Source organism: Kribbella sp. NPDC023972 (genome assembly GCF_040639075.1).
GTDB lineage: Bacteria > Actinomycetota > Actinomycetes > Propionibacteriales > Kribbellaceae > Kribbella.
The window spans coordinates 1597095-1616920 of the sequence record NZ_JBEZZH010000001.1 but is presented as its reverse complement, the minus strand read 5'-3'; the positions used below and the strand labels follow the sequence as shown (position 1 = coordinate 1616920).

General features: G+C 69.2%; 23 protein-coding genes and 1 tRNA gene. 15 read left to right on the top strand and 9 right to left on the bottom strand.

What is annotated here, in order from left to right:
• Positions 1-27: 27 nt before the first annotated feature.
• Positions 28-792, top strand: coding sequence for a sulfite exporter TauE/SafE family protein (locus AB0F43_RS07640; RefSeq protein WP_360472058.1), 765 nt, complete (start codon positions 28-30; stop codon positions 790-792).
• A 7-nt stretch (positions 793-799) separates the two neighbouring features.
• On the opposite strand, the gene AB0F43_RS07635 is transcribed toward AB0F43_RS07640, so the two are convergent.
• Positions 800-1813 carry a LacI family DNA-binding transcriptional regulator gene (locus AB0F43_RS07635; RefSeq protein ID WP_360472056.1) on the bottom strand — a complete coding sequence of 338 codons (1014 nt, stop codon included), beginning with the start codon at positions 1811-1813 and terminating at the stop codon, positions 800-802.
• 227 nt (positions 1814-2040) lie between these two features.
• Between AB0F43_RS07635 and AB0F43_RS07630 the strand changes: the two genes are divergently transcribed.
• Positions 2041-4038, top strand: a complete 1998-nt coding sequence (locus AB0F43_RS07630) for a beta-galactosidase (RefSeq protein ID WP_360472053.1) — start codon at positions 2041-2043, stop codon at positions 4036-4038.
• A 135-nt stretch (positions 4039-4173) separates the two neighbouring features.
• Positions 4174-5421 (top strand): D-arabinono-1,4-lactone oxidase, encoded by a 1248-nt coding sequence (locus AB0F43_RS07625; protein WP_360472050.1) that lies wholly within the window; start codon positions 4174-4176, stop codon positions 5419-5421.
• A gap of 4 nt (positions 5422-5425) precedes the next feature.
• Here the strand turns inward: AB0F43_RS07625 and AB0F43_RS07620 are convergent, their stop codons facing one another.
• Both AB0F43_RS07620 and AB0F43_RS07615 read right to left on the bottom strand, forming a co-directional pair.
• Entirely contained in the window at positions 5426-5917 is a 492-nt protein-coding gene (locus tag AB0F43_RS07620; protein ID WP_360472047.1) for a MarR family transcriptional regulator, read from the bottom strand.
• Positions 5914-7260: a nicotinate phosphoribosyltransferase gene (locus tag AB0F43_RS07615; RefSeq protein WP_360472045.1), complete on the bottom strand. Its 1347-nt coding sequence runs from the start codon at positions 7258-7260 to the stop codon at positions 5914-5916. Before AB0F43_RS07615 ends, AB0F43_RS07620 begins: the two co-directional genes overlap by 4 nt.
• A 49-nt stretch (positions 7261-7309) precedes the next feature.
• On the opposite strand from AB0F43_RS07615, the gene clpS reads away from it, so the two are divergent.
• The 6 genes from clpS to AB0F43_RS07585 all read left to right on the top strand — a co-directional run bounded on the left by clpS (position 7310) and on the right by AB0F43_RS07585 (position 11083).
• Complete coding sequence (gene clpS / locus AB0F43_RS07610) at positions 7310-7597, top strand: ATP-dependent Clp protease adapter ClpS (RefSeq protein WP_360472042.1); 288 nt, start codon at positions 7310-7312, stop codon at positions 7595-7597.
• A complete protein-coding gene (locus AB0F43_RS07605) occupies positions 7594-8145 on the top strand; it encodes a DUF2017 domain-containing protein (RefSeq protein ID WP_360472039.1) in 552 nt (183 codons plus the stop codon). The genes clpS and AB0F43_RS07605 overlap by 4 nt, the downstream gene beginning before the upstream one ends.
• Before the next feature lie 172 nt (positions 8146-8317).
• On the top strand, positions 8318-9310 hold the full coding sequence (locus tag AB0F43_RS07600; protein WP_360472036.1) for an aldo/keto reductase: 993 nt from the start codon (positions 8318-8320) through the stop codon (positions 9308-9310).
• Between the two features lie 71 nt (positions 9311-9381).
• Complete coding sequence (locus tag AB0F43_RS07595) at positions 9382-9852, top strand: M67 family metallopeptidase (RefSeq protein WP_360472033.1); 471 nt, start codon at positions 9382-9384, stop codon at positions 9850-9852.
• A 2-nt stretch (positions 9853-9854) separates the two neighbouring features.
• Positions 9855-10133 (top strand): MoaD/ThiS family protein, encoded by a 279-nt coding sequence (locus AB0F43_RS07590; protein WP_360472030.1) that lies wholly within the window; start codon positions 9855-9857, stop codon positions 10131-10133.
• Between the two features lie 2 nt (positions 10134-10135).
• Positions 10136-11083 carry a cysteine synthase gene (locus tag AB0F43_RS07585; RefSeq protein ID WP_360472028.1) on the top strand — a complete coding sequence of 316 codons (948 nt, stop codon included), beginning with the start codon at positions 10136-10138 and terminating at the stop codon, positions 11081-11083.
• Between the two features lie 94 nt (positions 11084-11177).
• On the opposite strand, the gene AB0F43_RS07580 is transcribed toward AB0F43_RS07585, so the two are convergent.
• A complete protein-coding gene (locus tag AB0F43_RS07580) occupies positions 11178-11537 on the bottom strand; it encodes a hypothetical protein (protein ID WP_360472025.1) in 360 nt (119 codons plus the stop codon).
• Positions 11538-11738: 201 nt separating this feature from the next.
• On the opposite strand from AB0F43_RS07580, the gene murI reads away from it, so the two are divergent.
• A complete protein-coding gene (gene murI, locus AB0F43_RS07575; protein ID WP_360472023.1) occupies positions 11739-12542 on the top strand; it encodes a glutamate racemase in 804 nt (267 codons plus the stop codon).
• Here murI and AB0F43_RS07570 read toward each other — a convergent pair.
• The gene (locus AB0F43_RS07570; RefSeq protein WP_360472020.1) at positions 12539-12775 is read right to left on the bottom strand and encodes a hypothetical protein; all 237 of its coding nucleotides are present in this window, start codon (positions 12773-12775) and stop codon (positions 12539-12541) included. The two genes, murI and AB0F43_RS07570, sit on opposite strands and share 4 nt — an antisense overlap.
• 113 nt (positions 12776-12888) lie before the next feature.
• Between AB0F43_RS07570 and AB0F43_RS07565 the strand changes: the two genes are divergently transcribed.
• The 3 genes from AB0F43_RS07565 to AB0F43_RS07555 are packed head-to-tail and all read left to right on the top strand — an operon-like array spanning position 12889 to position 15221.
• Positions 12889-13653 (top strand): TetR/AcrR family transcriptional regulator, encoded by a 765-nt coding sequence (locus tag AB0F43_RS07565; protein ID WP_360472018.1) that lies wholly within the window; start codon positions 12889-12891, stop codon positions 13651-13653.
• Between the two features lie 10 nt (positions 13654-13663).
• A complete protein-coding gene (locus AB0F43_RS07560; RefSeq protein ID WP_360472015.1) occupies positions 13664-14410 on the top strand; it encodes an MBL fold metallo-hydrolase in 747 nt (248 codons plus the stop codon).
• Positions 14391-15221: an alpha/beta hydrolase gene (locus tag AB0F43_RS07555; RefSeq protein WP_360472012.1), complete on the top strand. Its 831-nt coding sequence runs from the start codon at positions 14391-14393 to the stop codon at positions 15219-15221. Before AB0F43_RS07560 ends, AB0F43_RS07555 begins: the two co-directional genes overlap by 20 nt.
• A 42-nt stretch (positions 15222-15263) precedes the next feature.
• On the opposite strand, the gene AB0F43_RS07550 is transcribed toward AB0F43_RS07555, so the two are convergent.
• The 3 genes from AB0F43_RS07550 to rph form a co-directional block, all read right to left on the bottom strand.
• Positions 15264-15854: a hypothetical protein gene (locus AB0F43_RS07550; protein ID WP_360472010.1), complete on the bottom strand. Its 591-nt coding sequence runs from the start codon at positions 15852-15854 to the stop codon at positions 15264-15266.
• Positions 15855-15860: 6 nt separating this feature from the next.
• Positions 15861-16466 (bottom strand): RdgB/HAM1 family non-canonical purine NTP pyrophosphatase, encoded by a 606-nt coding sequence (rdgB, locus tag AB0F43_RS07545; RefSeq protein WP_360472007.1) that lies wholly within the window; start codon positions 16464-16466, stop codon positions 15861-15863.
• A 115-nt stretch (positions 16467-16581) separates the two neighbouring features.
• Entirely contained in the window at positions 16582-17298 is a 717-nt protein-coding gene (gene rph, locus AB0F43_RS07540; protein WP_360472004.1) for a ribonuclease PH, read from the bottom strand.
• 189 nt (positions 17299-17487) lie between these two features.
• Here rph and AB0F43_RS07535 point away from each other — a divergent pair, with 189 nt between their 5' ends.
• Positions 17488-18660, top strand: a complete 1173-nt coding sequence (locus AB0F43_RS07535) for a Gfo/Idh/MocA family oxidoreductase (protein WP_360472002.1) — start codon at positions 17488-17490, stop codon at positions 18658-18660.
• A 163-nt stretch (positions 18661-18823) separates the two neighbouring features.
• Positions 18824-19669 (top strand): SAM hydroxide adenosyltransferase, encoded by an 846-nt coding sequence (locus tag AB0F43_RS07530; protein ID WP_360471999.1) that lies wholly within the window; start codon positions 18824-18826, stop codon positions 19667-19669.
• Positions 19670-19693: 24 nt separating this feature from the next.
• On the opposite strand, the gene AB0F43_RS07525 is transcribed toward AB0F43_RS07530, so the two are convergent.
• Positions 19694-19774 (bottom strand) — tRNA-Leu (locus AB0F43_RS07525).
• Positions 19775-19826: the final 52 nt, after the last annotated feature.

Sequence of the window (19826 nt, the reverse complement as noted above, 5' to 3'; positions counted from 1 at the left end):
GGGCGTCATGCTCCTTTGCGAGCAGTCGTGACGGGGCCCGAACATCTGGCTGTCATCGCTGCCGGGCTCGGCGCCGGCGTCCTGACGTCGACGGTCGGGGTGGCGTCGTTGCTCAGTTTCCCGGTGCTGATCGCGCTCGGGATCCCGCCCGTCGTCGCGAACGTGTCCAACACCGTCGGTCTGCTGCCGGCCGCGGCCAGCGGGTCGTTCGGGTACCGCCGTGAGCTTCGGGAAGTCCCTCGGGCGCACTCGATCACCGTCGTGCTGACCTGTGCCATCGGCGCGATCGGAGGGGCGGCCCTGCTGCTGGCGTTGCCGCCGGGGGTTTTCGCCGCCGTGGCCCCGTGGCTGATCCTGTTCACCTGCCTGACCGTCGGCGTCCAGCCGTGGATCACGAAGTGGCTGCGGTCGCGGCAGCAGGCTCCGCACGGCGTACGGACGACGATGTCGCCGGCGACCACCTTCTTCGCCGCGCTGACCGGTGTGTACGGCGGCTACTTCGGTGCCGGTGCGGGCGTGATGATGATCGCGGTGCTCGCCCTCGGGCTCGATCTCGACCTGCGCGTCGTCAACGCGCTCAAGACCCTCGCGCTGCTGGCCGCGAACCTCGTCGCCGGCCTGATCTTCGTCTTCGTCGCCGATCTCGACCTGACCGCGGCGGGCCTGCTCGCGGCCGGCTCCGTGGTCGGCGGCTACGTCGGCGCCCACATCGGCCGCCGGATCCCGCCCACGGTGCTGCGCGTGCTGATCGTGCTGGCCGGCGTCGTGGCCGCCGTACTGATGCTGCGTTAGAGCGAACTCAGGTGGAGTCGCGGTGGATGAGGGTGGTGGGGAGGGTGATGGCGGCGGGTTGTTCGCCGTTGATGACGTCTGTGAGGAGGCGGACCATCTCGGAGCTGATGCGCTCGAAGGGCTGGCGCATGGTGGTGAGGGCCGGGGTCAGCGTGGCGGCCAGGTAGGAGTCGTCGAAGCCGCCGACCGCGACATCGCCGGGGACTCGCCGGCCTTGGGCGGCGAGGGTGATGAGGGCGCCGGCGGCCATCAGGTCGGAGGCCACGAAGACCGCGTCGAGGTCCGGCCTGCGCTCGAGCAGCTCCGCCATCGCCCGTTGGCCGCCGAGGCGCGAATAGTCGCCATGGGCAACGAGTGACTCGTCGTAGGAGCCGCCGAGCTCGTCGCGGTACCCCTGCAGCCGCTGCACCCCGCCGGGTGTGTCCAGCGGTCCGGTGATGGTGGCGATCCGCTGCCGGCCGGTGTCGCGCAGGTGCCGGACCATCTCCCGCGCGCCGGTCACGTCGTCGGCCGCGACGTACCCGACCTTCCCCTCGTAGCCGAGCGGTGTCCCGCAGGCGACCGTCGGGACGCCGTCGCGCAGCAACGTGCCGACCACCGGGTTCCCCGCGTGCGACGAGATCAGCAGTACGCCGTCCACGTGCCCGGCGGTGACGTAGTCGGTGACCCGGCGCCGTTCCGCCGCCGTACCCGCGACCATCAGCAGCAGCGGCATGTCGCGCTTGGCGAGCGCGTCCGCGGCGCCGCGCAGCAGCACCGAGAAGTTCGGGTCCTCGAACAGGAGTTGCTGCGGCTCGGTCAGCAGGAAGGCGACCGAGTTGGCCCGGCCGGTGACCAGGCTCCGGGCGTGCCGGTTGGCGGCGTACCCGGTGGACTTGATCGCGGCCTGGACCGCGGTGAGCGCCTCGGGCGAGACCCAGTGGCCGCCGTTCAGCACCCGGGAGACGGTGCCGCGGGAGACGCCGGCGACGGCGGCCACGTCCTTGATCGTGGGTCGTCTGCGGCCGCCGTTCTGCTCCACAGCTCCCGAGTCTAGTGTCAACTCTTCACCGCACCCGCGGCGAGATCGACTTTCCAGTACCGCTGCAAGGTGAGGAACAGAGCCAGCAGCCTGGTCGCTGGTTGGGCTGTGCACGTTCACAGTGCTTCTCAGCTTCAGTTCTTGTCAACAGCTCGTTTCTTCCTGTTTCCTTGCTGTGGCACCGAGCCGACCGGCTGTGTGCGTGCACAGACTGTGAGGAGTTGTCGATGGCCGCTTGGCTTCCGGACGTGTCGGCGATCAGCTACGGCGGTGACTACAACCCCGAGCAGTGGGCGGAGGAGACCTGGCCCGGCGACATCGAGCTGATGCGGCAGGCGGGCGTCAACCTGGTCAGCATCGGCGTCTTCTCCTGGGCGCTGATCGAGCCGCGCCCGGGCGAGTACGACTTCGGCTGGATGGACCGGCTGTTCGCCCTGCTGCACGATGCCGGCATCCGGATCAGCCTCGGTACGCCGACCGCCTCGCCGCCGGCCTGGTTCTTCCACCAGCACCCTGAGGCCCGGGTGGTCACTCGCGACGGCACGGTCCTGGGCTTCGGCTCGCGCGGCATGGCCAGCCCGAGCTCAGCGGCGTACCGGGAAGCCAGTACGTCGATCGCGCGAGCACTCGCTCGTCGCTACGGCAAGCATCCGGCCCTGGCCGTCTGGCATGTCCACAACGAGTACGGCGCTCCTGTGTCGGAGTGTTACGCCGAGGAGAGCATCCGCGCGTTCCGCCGCTGGCTGCGGGACCGCTACGGCTCGCTCGACGCGCTCAACCAGGCCTGGGGTACGGCGTTCTGGGGTCAGCGTTACGGCGAGTGGGACCACGTGTCCGCGCCGGCGGTCTCGGCCAGTGTGGTGAACCCGGCCCAGCGGCTCGACTTCGCCCGGTTCACCTCCGACGCGCTGCTGCGGTGCTTCATCGCCGAGCGGGACGCGATCCGGGCGGAGTGTCCCGACGTACCGATCACCACGAACTTCATGGCCGGCACCTGCCCGTCGGTGGATCTGTGGAAGTGGGCCGATGAGGTCGACATCGTGGCCAACGACCACTATCTCGTCGCGGCCGACCCACGCAGCCATGTCGGCCTGGCGATGTCGGCCGACCTGACCCGGTCGATCGCTCGTGGCCGGCCGTGGATCCTGATGGAGCACTCGACCTCGGGCGTGAACTGGCAGCCGCGCAACCTGGCCAAACGGTCCGGCGAGCTCGCCCGCAACGCTCTGACTCATCTGGGTCGCGGCGCCGACGCGGTGATGTTCTTCCAGTGGAAGGCGTCCCGGTCCGGTGCGGAGAAGTTCCACTCGGCGATGCTGCCGCACGCGGGCACCAGCAGCCGGGTCTGGTCGGAGGTTTGCGCGCTGGGCGAAGGCCTCGGCCGGCTCGGCGAGGTTCTCGGCTCGGTGGTGCGCGCGGATGTCGCCGTTCTGTGGGACTGGGAGTCGTTCTGGGCGCAGGATCTGGAGTGGCGGCCAAGTGAGGACCTGTCCCACCGCGAACGGGTCGACACCTTCTACGACCGGCTGTGGCGCGACGGTCTCACCGTCGACTTCGCCCATCCCGAGGCCGACCTGTCGGCGTACCGGCTGGTCGTCGCACCGGCGTCGTACCTGCTCACGGAAGTTGCCGCTGACAACCTTCGACGGTACGTCGAGAGCGGCGGGACGCTCGTGGTGTCGTACTTCTCCGCGATCGTGGACGCGAACGACGCCGTCCACCCGGGTGGCTACGTGGCGCCGCTGCGGGACGTGCTCGGCCTGACCGTCGAGGAGTTCCTGCCGCTGCGGGCCGGTGAGACGGTCCGGCTGACGGCCGGGCTGACCGGTGACGTGTGGTCGGACGACGTCGCGCTGGAAGGCGCCGGGGTGATCTCCGCCTTCGAGGACGGGCCGGGTGCGGGGAAGCCGGCCATCACGCGCAACGTGCTCGGCGACGGCTCGGCGTACTACGTCGCGACGCGACTCGGTGTGGACGAGTTGGCCGTCGTACTGCGACAGGCCTATGACGACGCCGGGATCGTGCTGGCCGACGGGCCGCCCGAGGTCGAGCTCATCCGGCGGCACGGGGCCGACGCCGACTATCTGATCGCCGTCAATCACGGCACCCGGCCGGTGGATCTGCTGGCCGGCGGGACCGATCTGCTCACCGGAGAGGCGGGTGACTCGCTGAAGCTCGACGCCGGCGGTGTGCGCGTCGTCCGGCTCGTCGCGGAGGAGGCCTGATGCGAGACAGCGGCAAACTGCTCCCCGCCGCCCGAAACCTTTCGCCGCTGGCCAAGGGATAAGACCCTTCGGCTCCGGCCCCGGCTGATGTGCGAGAGTCGGGCCGGGAATGCCGTGCGGAAGAAGGGCGCAACGATGACGCAGCTCACCAACTGGGCCGGGAACATCAGCTTCGCGGGTCCACTCCAGCGACCGCGGTCGGTGCCCGAGCTGCAGGAGCTCGTGGCCGGCGCCGAGAAGGTCCGCGTCCTCGGCACCGGGCACTCGTTCAACAAGATCGCCGACAGCACCGGCACCCTGGTCAGCGTCGCGGACCTGCCGCAGGTGGTCGAGGTCGGCGACTCCTGCGTGACGGTCTCGGCCGGGCTCCGGTACGGCGAGATCACCGCCGCGCTGCAGTCGCGGGGGCTCGCGTTGCACAATCTCGGCTCGCTGCCGCACATCTCGGTGGCCGGCGCGTGCGCGACCGGTACGCATGGCTCCGGTGACACCAACGGCCCGCTCGCGGATGCCGTCAGGGCGATCACCTTCGTCAACGCGGCCGGCGAGCTGGTCACCCTCACCCGCGACGACGCCGAGTTCGCCGCCTCGGTGATCTCGCTCGGCGCGCTCGGCGTGATGGTGAGCCTGACGCTCGACGTGCAACCGTCGTACGACATCAGCCAGGTCGTGTACGACGGTCTGCCGGTCGACCGGCTCGGCAGCGACTTCGCCGAGGTGATGGGCAGTGCGTACAGCGTCAGCGCGTTCACCGACTGGGTCGACCCGGACGTGATGGTGTGGCGCAAGATGCGGGCCGGTGCGCCGATCGAGAGCGAGTGGCTCGGTGCTCACGTCGCGGATGGGCCTCGGCACCCGATCAAGTCGATGCCGGCCGACTACGCGACCCAGCAGGGCGGTGTACCAGGGCCGTGGAACGAGCGGCTGCCGCACTTCCGGCTGGAGTTCACCCCGAGCAACGGTGACGAGCTGCAGTCGGAGTACTTCGTCGCACGGTCTAAGGCGGCCGAGGCGTTCGAGGCCTTGCGATCTCTGGGCAATCGGTTGGCGCCGGTGATCCAGGTTTCCGAGGTACGGACGATCGCCGCCGACGAGCTGTGGCTGAGTCCGAGCCAGGGCCGCGACACGGTGGCCCTGCACTTCACCTGGATCCAGGACGAGGCCGCCGTACTCCCCGTCGTTTCAGCAGTCGAGGACGCGCTGAACCCGTTGGGTGCCCGGCCGCACTGGGGGAAGGTGTTCGCGGCCGACGCCGCGTACCTGCGGGCGTGCTACCCGAAGGTTGCCGACTTCATCGACCTGGCCGCGAAGCAGGACCCGACCGGCAAGTTCCGCAACCCGTACCTGGAGACGTACCTGCCCCTGACGCCGCCGCGGGTGTGACCAGCTACTCGTGTGAGATCGGCTCGATGGTGGTGGTGATGGTCCAGAGCAGGTTGCGCAGGATGCGGCGGTCCTCGGGCGTGAGCTTGGCCAGCGCGCGGCGGCCGGCCTGGGCGTAGACCTCCTGCACCGTGTGGGCGAGCTCCACGCCGCGGTCGGTGAGCTCGATGCTGACCTGCCGCGCGTCGGTGGAGTTCTTCACCCGGCGGACCAGGCCCGCGGCCTCCATCCGCTGGGTGGTCTTGGTCGCGGTCGGCACCTCCACGTCCAGCACCTTCGCAAGCCGTGCGACCGGGAGCGAGCCGAGGTGAAGAAGTTTGGCCAGCACCAGCTCCTGCCCGGTGTGCAGCCCGGTGCCGGCGAGCGCCTCGCTGACCGCCTTCCGGGCCGCCCGGTCCGCGAACCGCATCGCGATCAGCACATCCGCTTCGCTGGCCGGTGCGTCGGCCGGCCACTCGGCTGGGGCGGCCCGGCTCTCGGTGTGCTCGGTGCTCACGCGTGGCTCCGGGGCAGGAACGGGTTCCGGGCGTCGAAGTCGCCGATGTACTCGGTCGGAATGGCGGGCTCGCCGCGGCTCAGCTGGCTGGCATACCGGGGGAGCTCGTCGCGGACCTTGAGGTGGTGCGCCTGCGCTTCGTCCGGGGTGGTGCGGCCGACGATCTTGCCGCCCTCGACCAGCGGCTTCAGCAGCTCGCGGTCGTCACCGTCGTCGACCGGCGGCTCGCCGACGCCGATCAGCTCGAGCTCGGCGACACCGGTGGCCGAACGCCGGCGCAACGCCCACTTGCGGCCGCCGATCGAGATCTTGTCGGCGCTCTTCTTCGCCACCGGGACCAGCGTCCCGTCCGCGTCCTCACGGGCGACCAGCTTGTAGACGAACCCACAGGTCGGGTAGCCGCTCCCCGTCACCAGCGACGTGCCCACGCCGTACCCGTCGACCGGCGCCGGGGCGAGCGCGGCGATCTGGAACTCGTCCAGGTCGCTGGTCACGATGATCCGGGTCTTGGTCGCGCCGAGGGAGTCCAGCTGCTCGCGGACCTGCCCGGCCAGCGACGGCAGGTCGCCGGAATCGAGCCGGACCGCGCCCAGCTCCGGCCCGGTGATGTCGATCGCGGTCCGGACCGCCTCAGCCACGTCGTAGGTGTCCACCAGCAGTGTCGTTCCCTTGCCGAGGGCATCGACCTGGGAGGTGAACGCGTCCCGCTCCCGGTCGTGCAACAGGGTGAACGAGTGCGCCGCCGTACCGGTGCTGGGGATGCCGAAGCGGCGGGCGGCGGCCAGGTTCGAGGTGGCGGTGAAGCCGCCGATGTACGCCGCCAGCGCGGCGGCCACCGCGGCCTCCTCGTGGGTCCGGCGGGACCCCATCTCGATACACGGCCGGCCGCCGGCCCACCAGGTCATCCGGGAGGCGGCCGAGGCGACCGCGGAGTCGTGGTTCAGAATGGACAGGAAAACGGTTTCCAGCAGCACCGCCTCGGCGAAACTGGACTCCACCACGAGCACCGGCGAGCCGGGGAAGAAGATCTCCCCGTCGGCGTAGCCGGAGATGTCACCGCTGAACCGGTAGTCCGCCAGCCAGTCGCGGGTAGCCTGGTCCACGACACCCCGATCGGCCAGGAACGCGATCGCCTGCTCGTCGAAACGGAACCGGTCGAGCGCGTCGAGCAGCCTGTTCACGCCGGCCACCACGCCGTACCGGCGGCCGTCCGGCAGCCGGCGGGCGAACAGCTCGAAGACCGATCGGCGATGCGCCGTGCCGTCGGCCAGACTGGCCTGCAGCATGGTCAGCTCGTAGTGGTCCGTGAGAAGAGCGGTCGAATCCGTCCCTGCGTCAGTCACAAGGGCAGCCTATTGCGAACGACGAACCGATGATGGAGAGAATGGTCAGGTGAGCACCGCACCAAGCGAACTCGAGAGCCCCGAGGTCGACGAGGCGATCGAGCTGAGCCCACCGTGGGTGACGATCGTCTGGAACGATCCGGTCAACCTGATGGACTACGTGACCTTCGTCTTCCAGACCTATTTCGGCTACTCCAAGGAGAAGGCGGAGAAGCTGATGCTGCAGGTCCACCAGGAGGGGAAGTCGGCGGTGTCGAACGGCAACCGTGAGGCGATGGAACGCGACGTCGAGGCGATGCACTCCTACGGCCTGTGGGCCACCTGCGAGAAGTCGTGACGCGGTTCCGCAAGCGCCGCAAGACCGTGGTGGTGAGGTTCGCCGAGCACGAGGCCGACATCCTGGCGAACCTGCTCCGCAACCTGGTCGAGCTCCTGTACGACGGGATGCCGCCGCGCGCCACCGCCTCCGAGGACCCGCTCGCCGCCTTGCTGGACAGTGACGGGCCGACGTCGCCGCCGGAGGACGTCGTACTGCAGCGGCTGCTGCCGGACGCGTACAAGGGGGACGACATGGCCTCCGCGGAGTTCCGCCGCTTCACCGAGCGCGGCCTGCGCGAGGGCAAGGTCAGCGACGCCAAACGGGTGCTGTCGGCGCTCGAGGAGTCGGGTGCGGACGAGATCGCCCTCGAACCCGACGAGCAGCTGTCCTGGCTGCGCGCCATCAACGACCTCCGCCTGGCCATCGGCACCCGCCTGGACATCAAGGAAGAGGACGACTACGCCACCTGGGAGAAGCTCCCGGATGACGACCCCCGCCGCCTGACCTACGACCTCTACGACTGGCTGGGCTACCTCCAGTCCGCCCTCCTCCACAACATGCGCTGAAAAGTTCCGCGCTTCGCGCGGGCGGTGGGGGTGTGGTTGGGCTACCTCCAGTCCGCGCTTCTCCACAACATGCGCTGAGCGGGTTCGGCTGGTTTCCGGAAGATGGCTGCCAGCAGGTGGCAGTAACCATCCGGAAAGCGGTGGAGCGGGAGGACTGTTTAGGGTGGCGGGTATGGAGATGCGGAGGCTGGGGCGGACCGGGCGGGATGTGGGTGTGGTTGGGCTTGGTGCCTGGCAGCTGGGGGCCGACTGGGGATCGGTTGACGAGCGAGAGGCGCTGGCCGTACTGCGGACCGCGGTCGAGGGTGGGGTCACCTTCATCGACACCGCGGACGTGTACGGCGACGGCCGCAGCGAGCGGCTGGTCGGCCAGGTGCTCACGTCGACGGTGCGCAACGGGTCTGGCGGCCTGACCGTGGCGACCAAGATGGGCCGCCGGGTCGAGCAGGTCCCCGCGAACTACACGCTGGAGAACTTTCGCGCCTGGAACGACCGGTCCCGGCAGAACCTCGGCGTCGACACGATCGACCTCGTCCAGCTGCACTGTCCGCCGACGCCGGTGTACTCGACCGACGCGGTCTTCGACGCGCTCGACACGATGGTCTCGGAGGGCCGCATCGCGTCGTACGGCGTGAGTGTCGAGACCTGCGCCGAGGCGCTGACCGCGATCGCTCGGCCGAATGTCGCGTCGATCCAGATCATCCTGAACGCCTTCCGGCTGAAGCCGCTCGACGAGGTGCTGCCGGCGGCGCGCGCGGCGGGTGTGGGCATCATCGCCCGGGTCCCGCTGGCCAGTGGGCTGCTGTCCGGCAAGTACGACGAGAACACGGTCTTCGGAGCCGATGACCACCGGACCTACAACCGCCACGGTGAGGCCTTCGACGTCGGTGAGACCTTCTCCGGCGTCGACTTCGCCACCGGCCTGGAAGCCGTCCGCCGCCTGATGCCCTGGCTCCCGGCCGGCGCCACGATGGCCCAGTTCGCCCTGCGCTGGATCCTCGACCAGCCGGGTGTGACCGTCGTCATCCCCGGCGCCCGCAACCCCGCCCAGGTCGCCGGCAACCTCGCCGCGGCCACGCTCCCACCGCTCACCGAGGAGCAGCTGGCCGCCGTCCAGGCGACGTACGACGAGTTGATCCGGCCACAGATCCACGATCGCTGGTAGCGCCCTGTCCGCATAATGGACCGACTGCCGGGTTGGCAGGCCCGCACCGGCCGCCCCCGTACCGTGGTCTCGTGCTGATCATCGAGCGTGCGACCTACGACGCGATCGTCGCGCATGCCCGCCGGGACCACCCGGACGAGGCGTGCGGGGTGGTCGCGGGGCCGGCCGGGTCGGACCGGGCCGAGCGGTTCATCCCGATGCTCAACGCGGCGATGTCGCCGACGTTCTACGAGTTCGACTCCCAGGACCTGTTCCGGCTCTACAAGGAGATGGACGAGCGGGACGAGGAGCCGGTGGTGATCTACCACTCGCACACCGCGACCGAGGCGTACCCGTCGCGCACCGACATCAAGCTGGCCCAGGAGCCCGGCGCCCACTACGTGCTGGTGTCGACCCGGGACGGTGCGGATTCCCCGTCGTACGACGGCCCGGTCGAGTTCCGCTCGTACCGGATCATCGACGGCGAGGTCGTGGAAGAAGAAGTGCGCGTGGTTGGTTCTTATGAAGCAGTGTCGTTTGAAGAAGGCGAAGGAGACAGATAGAGATGGCGATCGAGTTGCGCGTCCCGACGATCCTGCGCACCTACACCGGCGGTGAGAAGGCCGTGAACGGCGACGGCGCGACCCTGGCCGAGTTCATCGACAACGTGAACGGCACCCACCCGGGCCTGAAGGAGCGCATCATCGAGGGTGAGCCGGAGGAGCTGCGCCGGTTCGTCAACGTGTACGTGAACGACGAGGACGTCCGCTTCACCGGCGGCCTGCAGACCGGTGTCAAGGACGGTGACGTGGTCGTCGTACTGCCCGCGGTGGCCGGCGGCTGACCATGCGTTTCGACAGCCTGCTCGACTCGGTCGGGGGCACGCCGCTGGTCGGCCTGCCCCGGCTGTCGCCGTCGGCCGACGTACGGCTGTGGGCGAAGCTCGAGGACCGCAACCCGACCGGCTCGATCAAGGACCGGGCCGCGTTGCGGATGCTGCTCGACGCCGAGAAGGACGGCCGGCTCCGGCCCGGCAACACGATCCTGGAGCCGACCTCGGGCAACACCGGTATCTCGCTGGCGATGGCGGCCAAGCTGCGCGGCTACCGGATGGTCTGCGTGATGCCGGAGAACACCTCCGAGGAGCGCCGGCAGATCCTGCGGATGTGGGGGGTCGAGATCATCTCCTCCCCGGCCGCCGGCGGCTCGAACGAGGCGGTCCGGGTGGCCAAGCAGGTCGCCGAGGAGCACCCGGACTGGGTGATGCTCTACCAGTACGGCAACCCGTCGAACGCGGCCGCGCACTACGACGGCACCGCGCGCGAGATCCTCGCCGACCTCCCGTCGGTGACCCACTTCGTGGCCGGCCTCGGAACCACCGGCACGCTGATGGGCGCCGGCCGGTTCTTCCGCGAGCACAAGCCCGAGGTGCGCATCGTCGCGGCCGAGCCCCGGTACGGCGAGCTCGTCTACGGGCTGCGCAACCTCGACGAGGGCTTCGTGCCCGAGCTGTACGACGAGACCCTGATCGACGCCCGGTTCTCGGTCGGACCGCGCGACGCCGTCCGGCGGGTCCGCGAGCTGCTCGACAACGAGGGCATCTTCGCCGGCATCTCCACCGGCGCGATCCTGCACGCGGCGCTCGGCCAGGCGGCCAAGTGCGTCCGTGACGGCGAGTCCGCGGACATCGCCTTCGTGGTCGCCGACGGCGGCTGGAAGTACCTGTCCACCGGCGCCTACGAAGGCACCATCGACGAGGCGGAGGACCGCCTCGAGGGCCAGCTCTGGGCCTGAGGTGTGATCCGGGTCCGGCGGGCGGAGGGCCGGAACCCGGCGACGGTTCCGAATTGTTGCCTTCGGCACCTAAGGGTGTTTACGTCATGTCCGCCTACGGTTGTTTGAAGAGGATCCTGCGTCCGATCCGGGGGTGGACGCCGCGACCCTTGCAGCTGGAGCAGGGGCGCTGGGCGTAGCTGAACAGCGCGCCGCGGTGCCGTCCGGCGCCTTTGCAACGGTGGCACTTGGCGTTCGGGTGCAGCGACAGCGAGACGACGTAGATGGCAAACGCCGCCATGGCCAGCACCAGCATCGTCCCGGTCGTCCCGAGGGACGCCACGATGTCTGCCATGGTGCTGTTGGTGTCCGCAGCCTGACCGGCGGCCTGCCCTGCGGCCGTGGCGTTCTCCGGTTGCGGATTCGGTGCGGCGGTGGTGCTCAGCATCACCGCGATGTGGTGCGCCAGGTTCATGGCGTCACGACGGGCGGTCGAACAAACATCGGTCCAGAGTGGCGCGCATCACGCGAAAAGGCAATTCCGCAGAGTAAAGATGTGGATAACTCCGGCGTGTCGGTTGCCAGGCTCAGGTGAGCCTCGCTTGAGCACTGCCCGATCCCGGGTCTGGCCACAGCCGCCGGGCGGGTGCCGACGGTTCCCGATAAGCTTTCCGGTGTGGCAGACGCACCGGTGGGGATCTTCGATTCAGGCTTCGGGGGACTCACCGTCGCCCGCGCGGTGCTCGACCAGCTCCCGCACGAGCCGATCCTCTACCTGGGCGACACCGCCCGCCAGCCGTACGGCCCGAAGCCGATCGCCGAGGTGCGGGAGTACGCGCTGGAGTGCCTCGACCACCTCGTCGAGGCCGGCGTGAAGATGCTCGTGATCGCCTGCAACTCGGCCAGCGCCGCGATGCTGCGGGACGCTCGCGAGCGGTACGACGTACCGGTCGTGGAGGTGATCCTGCCCGCCGCCCGCCGCGCGGTCGCCGCCACCCGGAACCAGCGTGTCGGCGTCATCTGCACCCGGGCGACCGCGGCCTCACTGGCGTACGAGGACGGTTTCGCCGCCGCGCCGCAGGTGGAGTTGTTCACCCGGGCCTGCCCGAAGTTCGTCGACTTCGTCGAGTCCGGTGTGACGTCCGGCCCGGAGCTGCTCGAGGCCGCGCACGAATACCTCGACCCGCTGGTCGAGGCCGGTGTCGACACCCTCATCCTCGGCTGCACCCACTACCCGCTGCTCACCGGTGTGATCTCCTACGTGATGGGGGACAACGTCACCCTCGTCAGCAGCGCCGAGGAATGCGCCAAGGACGTGTACGGCGTGCTCACCAAGACCGGACTGCTCCGCCCGGACAACCTGCCCGAGCCGCGGCACCGGTTCGTCACCACCGGCAGCCCGGCCGAGTTCGCCGCGATCGGCTCGCGCTTCCTCGGCCCGGTGCTGTCCGGCGTCGACCAGTTCGCCTGGATCCGCTAGGACTTCGCCAGCACCTTGGCGCGCGCGTTGCCCAGTACGGCGAGCAACGCCAGCGCGACCACGATGGCGCCTGCGGCAACGATGTAGCACCACGGCGCGTCCAGGTGGTTCGCCGCCGTCAGCGCGGTCGGTTCCTTGTCGGTCCACAGCCGGAAGATCAGCGTGATGACGCCTTCCCAGACGCCGAAGAACGCGACCACCACCATCGCGAACCGGTACCAGCCCTCGTCCATCCCCAGCTCCTCTCGATCCGTTCGAAACGATACGAACGTATCAGCGGAGACCGTTAACTTTAGTCGCAACTTAGCTCTTACATCACGGCAGTTGGCTGAATAGACTGCGAAGCGTGCGTGACGAAATGTGCCGGGTCTGCCGTCGGCCGCTGAGCCCGCCGGAGCGCGGACGGCGGCCGGTGTACTGCTCGCGCTCGTGTCAGGCGAAGGCGTATCGCGCTCGCCGTAATCCACCGGCCCCGCCCGAGGTAGCACCGTCCGATCGACGGACGGAGCGCCGTACCCAGATCGCTTCGGCGGTGTGGCGAATCGCCGCCGAGCAAGGGCTCGAGGCGGTCACCATGCGCGCCGTCGCGGCGGCGGCCGGGGTGTCGTTGCGCGTGGTGCAGTACCACTTCGGCACCAAACATCAGCTGCTGGTCGAATCGCTGAGGGTGTTGCACCAGACCAACGAACGGCTCGCGCGGGACCGGATCCAGGCCGACCTGACCGACCCGAAAGCCTTGCTGCGCGCGGTTCTGGACGAGTTCGTGCCGCTCGACGAGCAGCGCCGGCTGAGCCTGCGCGCGCTCGCGGCGTACTACGCGCGCAGCCTGACCGATCCCGCCCTGGCCGCGGTCTTCCTCACCGGCGACCGGTCGCTGGAGAATCTGGTCGCGTTGATCCTCCGGCAGGCCGCCGAGCTGAAGCTGTTGCGGCCGGCGGTCGACGTGGACTCGACCGCCGACCTGCTGGTCGCGGGTGTGACGGGTCTCGCACTGGATGTTGTCCACGGCACCAGATCCGCCGTGGACGTGCGCGACATCATCGCCAGGCAACTGGATCAGCTCTGGTCCGACGGCACCGGCTTGCCTGCGAACGCGGCAACCCGCCGGTAATGTTCACGCTATGAAGCTCACCGTGCTCGGCTGCTCCGGGTCCGTCCCCGGGCCGGACTCGGCCGCCTCGAGCTATCTGGTGACCGCCGAGGGATTCAACCTGATCCTCGACCTCGGCAGTGGCGCGCTCGGCGCGCTCCAGCGGCATCTCGCCGTACCGGAGATCGACGCGATCGGCCTGTCCCACTTGCATCCTGACCACTGTATGGACCTGTGCGGCCTGTACGTCGCGGCCAAGTACGCACCCGGTGCACCGATCCCGCGGATCCCCGTCTACGGCCCACCTGGTACGGCGTACCGGATGGCGCTGGCGTACGACCTGCCGCTCGATCCAGGCATGGAAGAGGAGCTGGAATTCCATGCCTGGAAGGACGTTCAGCAGATCGGGCCGTTCACGGTGCGGACCGCGTCGATGGTGCATCCGGTCCCGGCGTACGCGATTCGTGTTGAGCACGGCAACAAATCGCTGGTCTACACCGGCGACACCGGCCCGAACGACGCCCTGGTCGAGCTGGCCCGTGGCGCCGATTTGCTGCTGTCCGAAGCCGCCTTGCCGGATGACGATCCGCACAACCCGACCGACCTCCACCTCACTCCCGCCCACGCCGGTGAACAGGCCAAGAAGGCGGGCGTCAAACGCCTCGTCATCACCCATGTCCCACCCTGGTACAACCGCGACACCCAAGCCGAGAACGCCCGCAAGACGTATCCGGGCCCGGTAGAGGTTGCGACCCCGCATGCCGTTTTCGACATCTGACGGCGTTCAGTTGTGGACCGCAACCACTGGTACGGCGACTTCCGCCGCGCCGGTCGTGATCCTGCACGGCGGCCCCGGCCTCTGGGACGACTACGCCGTACTCGCGGAGATGGTGGATGACCTGACGATCGTCCACCGCTTCGACCAACGCGGGTGCGGGCGGTCGGGTCCGTCGGACGTCCAGACGATGCAGCGGTTGGCGCAGGACATCGAGGAGCTGCGCGCGTACTGGGGTCACGAGCGGATCGTGGTGATCGGGCACTCGTTCGGCGCGACGCTGGCGCTGGTGTACGCGGCGTCGTACCCGGACCACGTCGCGGGTGTCGTCTACCTCAATGGCGTCGGGATCGGTGACTGGCGTACGGCGTACCACGATGAACAGAGCCGGCGGATGACTCCGGCCCAGCGGGAGCGCCTGGACGCGTTGAGCGGCGCGGATCGGAGCGCCGAGGAGGAGATCGAGTTCCGGGTGCTCTCGTGGTTCACCGACCATGCTGACCAGTCGATGGCGATGACTTGGGCGCTGAAAAGTGCTTCCGTCGACCTGCCGATCAACTTCGCGGCCAACCGCGCTCTCGGCACCGAGATCAAGTCATGGCCGGAAAACTACCTCGCCGATCTCGCGGCGGACTTGCCCATGCACGTGACGTACATCCACGGCGAGGGCGACCCGCGGCCGGCATCCGCCGTCCGCGAGTTGGCGGCGTGCACGCCGCAGCACACCTTCCACCTGGTGCCGGACGCCGGCCACTCCCCTTGGCGCGAGCAGCCGCACCTGGTCCGGGAGGCGCTGCGGTCGGCGATGCGCTAGCTGGCCGCCGAACGCGCCAACCGGGGATCCGTGGCAGGCCAGTCAGTTGTCGAGGGCGTTCAGGTACGCCGTGCCGCGGGGGGTCAGCTCGTAGCCGACCTCGAGGCTGTGGGTGAGGCCGAGGTTCTTGAGTTTGCGGACGTCCAGTTTGAAGGGGGCGGTTTCGCGGCCTAGTTCGGCGGCGAGGTCGGCGGCCCGGGTGGCCGGCTTCGCCTGGATCAGCCGGAGCGTGTCGGTGGTCCAGGCGCCGTGTCGGCTGAGCTCGTCGAACGTGGCCAACCGTGTCTTCAGCTCCTCGACATCGTCGGGGGACAAGGTGGACTGGGCCGCGAGCTGCTCGCGAGGGTCAGGGCCTTCGACGAGGTGGAACCTGATCAGGAAGGTTGGCCAGGACTCGTTGCCGCGGAGGCGGCGGCGGACGTCTTTGGCGTTGCGGCGGTCCGCGGCGTCGAGGACGGGGTCGTTGTCGGCGATCAGGTCCGGGTTGACCTGGCGGACGCTCTCGATCTCGATCCGGCCGGCATTGGTGCGGTAGACCCGCCCCTCGGCCACCCGTGCTTCGGCCCACCGCCGGTACGCCGCGGTGATCTTGCCCGCGGCGACCCCGTCCCGATCAGATCCGGCGAACAACATCGTGTCCTAGCCTCCCAACGCCTTCGCGACGATCGGGGCGAGTGCGCGCAACGCCTTGCCCCGGTGGCTGATCGCGTCCTTCTCCTCGATCGACAGCTCGGCCGTGGTGCGGTCGTAGCCGTCGGCGGCGAACAGGACGTCGTACCCGAACCCGCCGGTGCCGCGCAGTTCCCGGATGACTCGGCCGCGCATCTCGCCGATCACGATCTCGTCCTCGGCCTCGGGCCGAACAAAGGCCACGGCCGCGATGAACGACGCGCCACGCCGCTCGTCCGGTACGTCTTCCAGCTGCCCGAGCAGCAGCAGGTTGTTCGCGTGGTTGTCTTTCGCGGGCCCGGCCCAGCGCGCGGACAGGACGCCGGGCATCCCGTTCAGCGCGTCGACGCAGATCCCGCTGTCGTCCGCGATCGACGGCAGCCCGGTCGCCGCCATCGCCGCGTGCGCCTTCAGCAGCGCGTTGCCCTCGAACGTCGGCTCGGTCTCGGCCGGTTCGTCGTACGGCGGTACGTCGCCCAGCCCGAGCACCTCGATCCCGGGCACGATCGGGGTCAGGATGCGGCGCAGTTCCTCGAGCTTCTTCTTGTTGTTCGAGGCAAGCAAGACCTGGGTCATGGGGCCTCCCGGCCTGGACTGAGGAGCGGAGGGAGCGAAGCGACTGGAGCGACGAGGGAAGGCCGGGAGTCAAAGCCCCATGGCCCGCCGCGCGGCAGCGCGGCAGTCAATACAGTCACGCGAGGGCCTCCTGCTGCAGCTTGGTCAGCTCGGCGCATCCCGCCGTACCGAGCTCGAGCAGGCTGTCCAGCTCGGCGCGGTCGAACGGCGCGCCCTCGGCGGTGCCCTGCACCTCGATGAACCTGCCGTCGCCGGTCACCACCAGGTTCATGTCGGTCTCGGCTCGGGCGTCCTCCTCGTAGCAGAGGTCGAGCATCGGGGTGCCGTCGATGATGCCGACGGAGACCGCGGACACCGAACCGGTCAGCGGCTCGCTCTTCAGCAGCTTGCGATCGCGCAGGAACGACACGGCGTCCGCGAGGGCGACGTACGCGCCGGTGATGGCGGCCGTCCGGGTGCCGCCGTCGGCCTGCAGTACGTCGCAGTCCAGCAGGATGGTGTTCTCGCCGAGCGCCTTGTAGTCGATCACGGCCCGCAGCGACCGCCCGATCAGCCGGGAGATCTCGTGCGTCCGGCCGCCGATCCGGCCCTTGACGGACTCGCGGTCCGAGCGGGTGTTCGTCGACCGCGGCAGCATCGCGTACTCCGCGCTGACCCAGCCCAGCCCGGAGCCCTTCCGCCACCGCGGCACGCCCTCGGTCACGCTCGCCGCGCACAGCACCCGGGTGCGGCCGAACTCCACCAGCACCGAACCTTCCGCGTGGTCGAGCCACTTCCGGGTCAGCGTCACGGGCCGGAGTTGATCCGCAGTACGTCCATCGATACGAGCCATGCCCCGACCCTATGCCCGGACGCGCTGTACCTCCGAACGCACATTCCGTCATCGTGACGTCACCGGGCGAGCCGGCTGTGTTGCCCGAATGACGACTGCGGCGATTCCACCGGGAGGAAGGGTGATTGAAGGACGCAAGTGTTCGGAGTTAGGGTGATGTAAACAACTATGTGCAGGAGTTGCCTGGTGATGACTGATCTTCGGTTCGGTGTGGTGGGTCTCGGCGCTCGCAGCCGCATCGCGCAGCACGCCCACCGGCCCGGCCGGGGTTCCGAGGTCGTCGCCCTCGCGGACCCGGCCAGCGGCCAGCGGGACGCGGCCCATGCGCAGTACCCGGACGCCACCACCCACGCCGACTACCGCGAACTGCTCGACCAGAAACTCGACGGGGTCTTCCTGACCACGCCGGACGACCTGCACGAGGACCCGGCGATCGACTTCCTCCAGGCCGGTGTCTCGGTGTTCGTGGAGAAGCCGCTCGCGATCACCACGACCGGGTGTGACCGGGTCCTGCAGGCGGCGTACGAGAGTGGTTCACGGCTGTACGTCGGCCACAACATGCGGCACATGCCCGTCGTCCTGACGATGCGCGACCTCATCCAGTCCGGCGCGATCGGCGAGGTGAAGGCGATCTGGTGCCGGCACTTCGTCGGGCACGGCGGTGACTTCTACTTCAAGGACTGGCACGCGGACCGGCGTCGTACCACCAGCCTGCTGTTGCAGAAAGGTGCCCACGACATCGATGTGATGCACTGGCTGGCCGGCGGGTACACCACGCGGGCGAACGCGATGGGCGCGCTGACTCTGTACGGCGGGATCGAGGATCGGCTCGACCGCTCCGGGCAACGTTTCGACGACTTCGTGTCCGAGGACAACTGGCCGCCGCTGTCACAGCGGGGGCTCGCGCCGGTGCTGGACGTCGAGGACCTCTCGATGGCGAATCTCCTGCTGGACAACGGGGTTTTCGTCACCTATCAGCAGTGCCACTACACGCCGGACTACTGGCGCAACTACACGGTGATCGGCACCGAAGGGCGGCTGGAGAACTTCGGCGACAGCCCCGGCGGCGTGGTGAAGGTGTGGAACAGCAAGCGGTCCGGGTACCGCGAGGACGCGGACCTGGTGGTCGAGATCCCGGCCGCCGACGGCGGGCACGCCGGCGCGGACCCGCGGCTGGTCGACGAGTACGTGCGGTTCGTGCGCGAGGGCGGCGCGACCCTCACCTCCCCGGTCGCGGCTCGCGCAGCGGTGGCCGCCGGGTACGCCGCGACCACGTCCCTACGCGACAACGGCACCCCGATCGACGTCCCACCCCTGGACCCGGCGCTGGTCACGTATTTCGACAACGGCCAGACGCGGTAGTGCTACCATCCCGTTCGTGATCGCGTACGCCGCCATGCGAATGCTGAGCCCTCGATGCGGAGGACTCTAGCGGCGCGCGCACTGATGCTTGCAGCCAGAGAGGCCCCCTGTGTCGGGGGCCTCTCTTTTTTCGTCCCAGCTGCGAACATCCTCAGGAGCACGCATGTACCCGATCACCTACCTCACCGACTGTTCCGACGGGAACGCCCGGGCCCGGCTCAGCACCCGCATCGGCGCACTCTTCGGCCAGCCACCGACCATCGTGGCCGCCGACGGCCCAGACCCGGAGGCCTTCGCCGCCCTCACCCTGCTGGACTGTCTGAGATCCACGCAAGCACTGGGTGAGGACGGTCATCCGACCATCACCCTGCTCAACATCGCCCCTCGCGACGGCGCGTGGCCGAACGGCGTACCGTTCTGCTACTTCTGGTTCGGCGGGCATCTGGTCGCCAGCACGTTCAACCCCCGCGCGTTGGCCCTGGTACGGCGAGAACTCGACGTACAGAAGGTGTTCGTCACCGACATCCGTGAAGTGCTGGCCTCGGCTTCGTGGACGAACCTCACGTCGGCCGAGGCGGACAGCATCGCGGACACCCAGTTCCGCAGCCTCTGGTACCTTCCGCTGCTGGCCAAGTGGATCGCCGACGACCGCCCGGTCCCGTCGACGCCGGCCGTCGTACCGCTGACCCCGGACGAACCACCGACCGTCAGCGTCATCGACAACTTCGGCAACTGCAAACTCAACTGCCACCCCACCGCCGTCGGCTTCACCCTCGGCGCCGCACTCCCCGTGACAGGCCGCACCCCCGAGGGCGCCATCACCCACACCGACGTCACCTGCTACCCCCACCTCACCGCCGTCCCCCGGAACACCCCAGGCCTCATCCCCGGCAGCTCCGGCACCGGCTACCTCGAACTGGTCATCCGAGGCGCCTCCGCCGCCGCTCACTTCAATCTCCACCCCGGCGACACCCCGCTGCGCCCAGACCTCTCGCCCTGCACAACCTGAGACATCGGCATGCGGGGGCATGTGTGCCAGAGGCGGGATTTGAACCCGCACGCCCGGGGGCACCGGCACCTAAAGCCGGCGTGTCTGCCGTTCCACCACTCTGGCCGGGAGAGTCGCCTCCCCTCGGGAAGACATCCTAGGGGAGGCGACTCAGGTC

What these genes read in the sequence shown, in the direction of transcription:
- AB0F43_RS07630 (WP_360472053.1), top strand. Translation starts at nt 2,041, where the DNA reads ATGGCCGCTTGGCTTCCGGACGTGTCGGCGATCAGCTACGGCGGTGAC.
- AB0F43_RS07555 (WP_360472012.1), top strand. Translation starts at nt 14,391, where the DNA reads ATGCCGTTTTCGACATCTGACGGCGTTCAGTTGTGGACCGCAACCACT.
- AB0F43_RS07600 (WP_360472036.1), top strand. Translation starts at nt 8,318, where the DNA reads ATGGAGATGCGGAGGCTGGGGCGGACCGGGCGGGATGTGGGTGTGGTT.
- AB0F43_RS07530 (WP_360471999.1), top strand. Translation starts at nt 18,824, where the DNA reads ATGTACCCGATCACCTACCTCACCGACTGTTCCGACGGGAACGCCCGG.
- AB0F43_RS07535 (WP_360472002.1), top strand. Translation starts at nt 17,488, where the DNA reads ATGACTGATCTTCGGTTCGGTGTGGTGGGTCTCGGCGCTCGCAGCCGC.
- AB0F43_RS07580 (WP_360472025.1), bottom strand. Translation starts at nt 11,537, where the DNA reads ATGAACCTGGCGCACCACATCGCGGTGATGCTGAGCACCACCGCCGCA.
- AB0F43_RS07560 (WP_360472015.1), top strand. Translation starts at nt 13,664, where the DNA reads ATGAAGCTCACCGTGCTCGGCTGCTCCGGGTCCGTCCCCGGGCCGGAC.
- rph (WP_360472004.1), bottom strand. Translation starts at nt 17,298, where the DNA reads ATGGCTCGTATCGATGGACGTACTGCGGATCAACTCCGGCCCGTGACG.
- AB0F43_RS07590 (WP_360472030.1), top strand. Translation starts at nt 9,855, where the DNA reads ATGGCGATCGAGTTGCGCGTCCCGACGATCCTGCGCACCTACACCGGC.
- AB0F43_RS07550 (WP_360472010.1), bottom strand. Translation starts at nt 15,854, where the DNA reads ATGTTGTTCGCCGGATCTGATCGGGACGGGGTCGCCGCGGGCAAGATC.
- AB0F43_RS07585 (WP_360472028.1), top strand. Translation starts at nt 10,136, where the DNA reads ATGCGTTTCGACAGCCTGCTCGACTCGGTCGGGGGCACGCCGCTGGTC.
- AB0F43_RS07570 (WP_360472020.1), bottom strand. Translation starts at nt 12,775, where the DNA reads ATGGACGAGGGCTGGTACCGGTTCGCGATGGTGGTGGTCGCGTTCTTC.
- AB0F43_RS07625 (WP_360472050.1), top strand. Translation starts at nt 4,174, where the DNA reads ATGACGCAGCTCACCAACTGGGCCGGGAACATCAGCTTCGCGGGTCCA.
- rdgB (WP_360472007.1), bottom strand. Translation starts at nt 16,466, where the DNA reads ATGACCCAGGTCTTGCTTGCCTCGAACAACAAGAAGAAGCTCGAGGAA.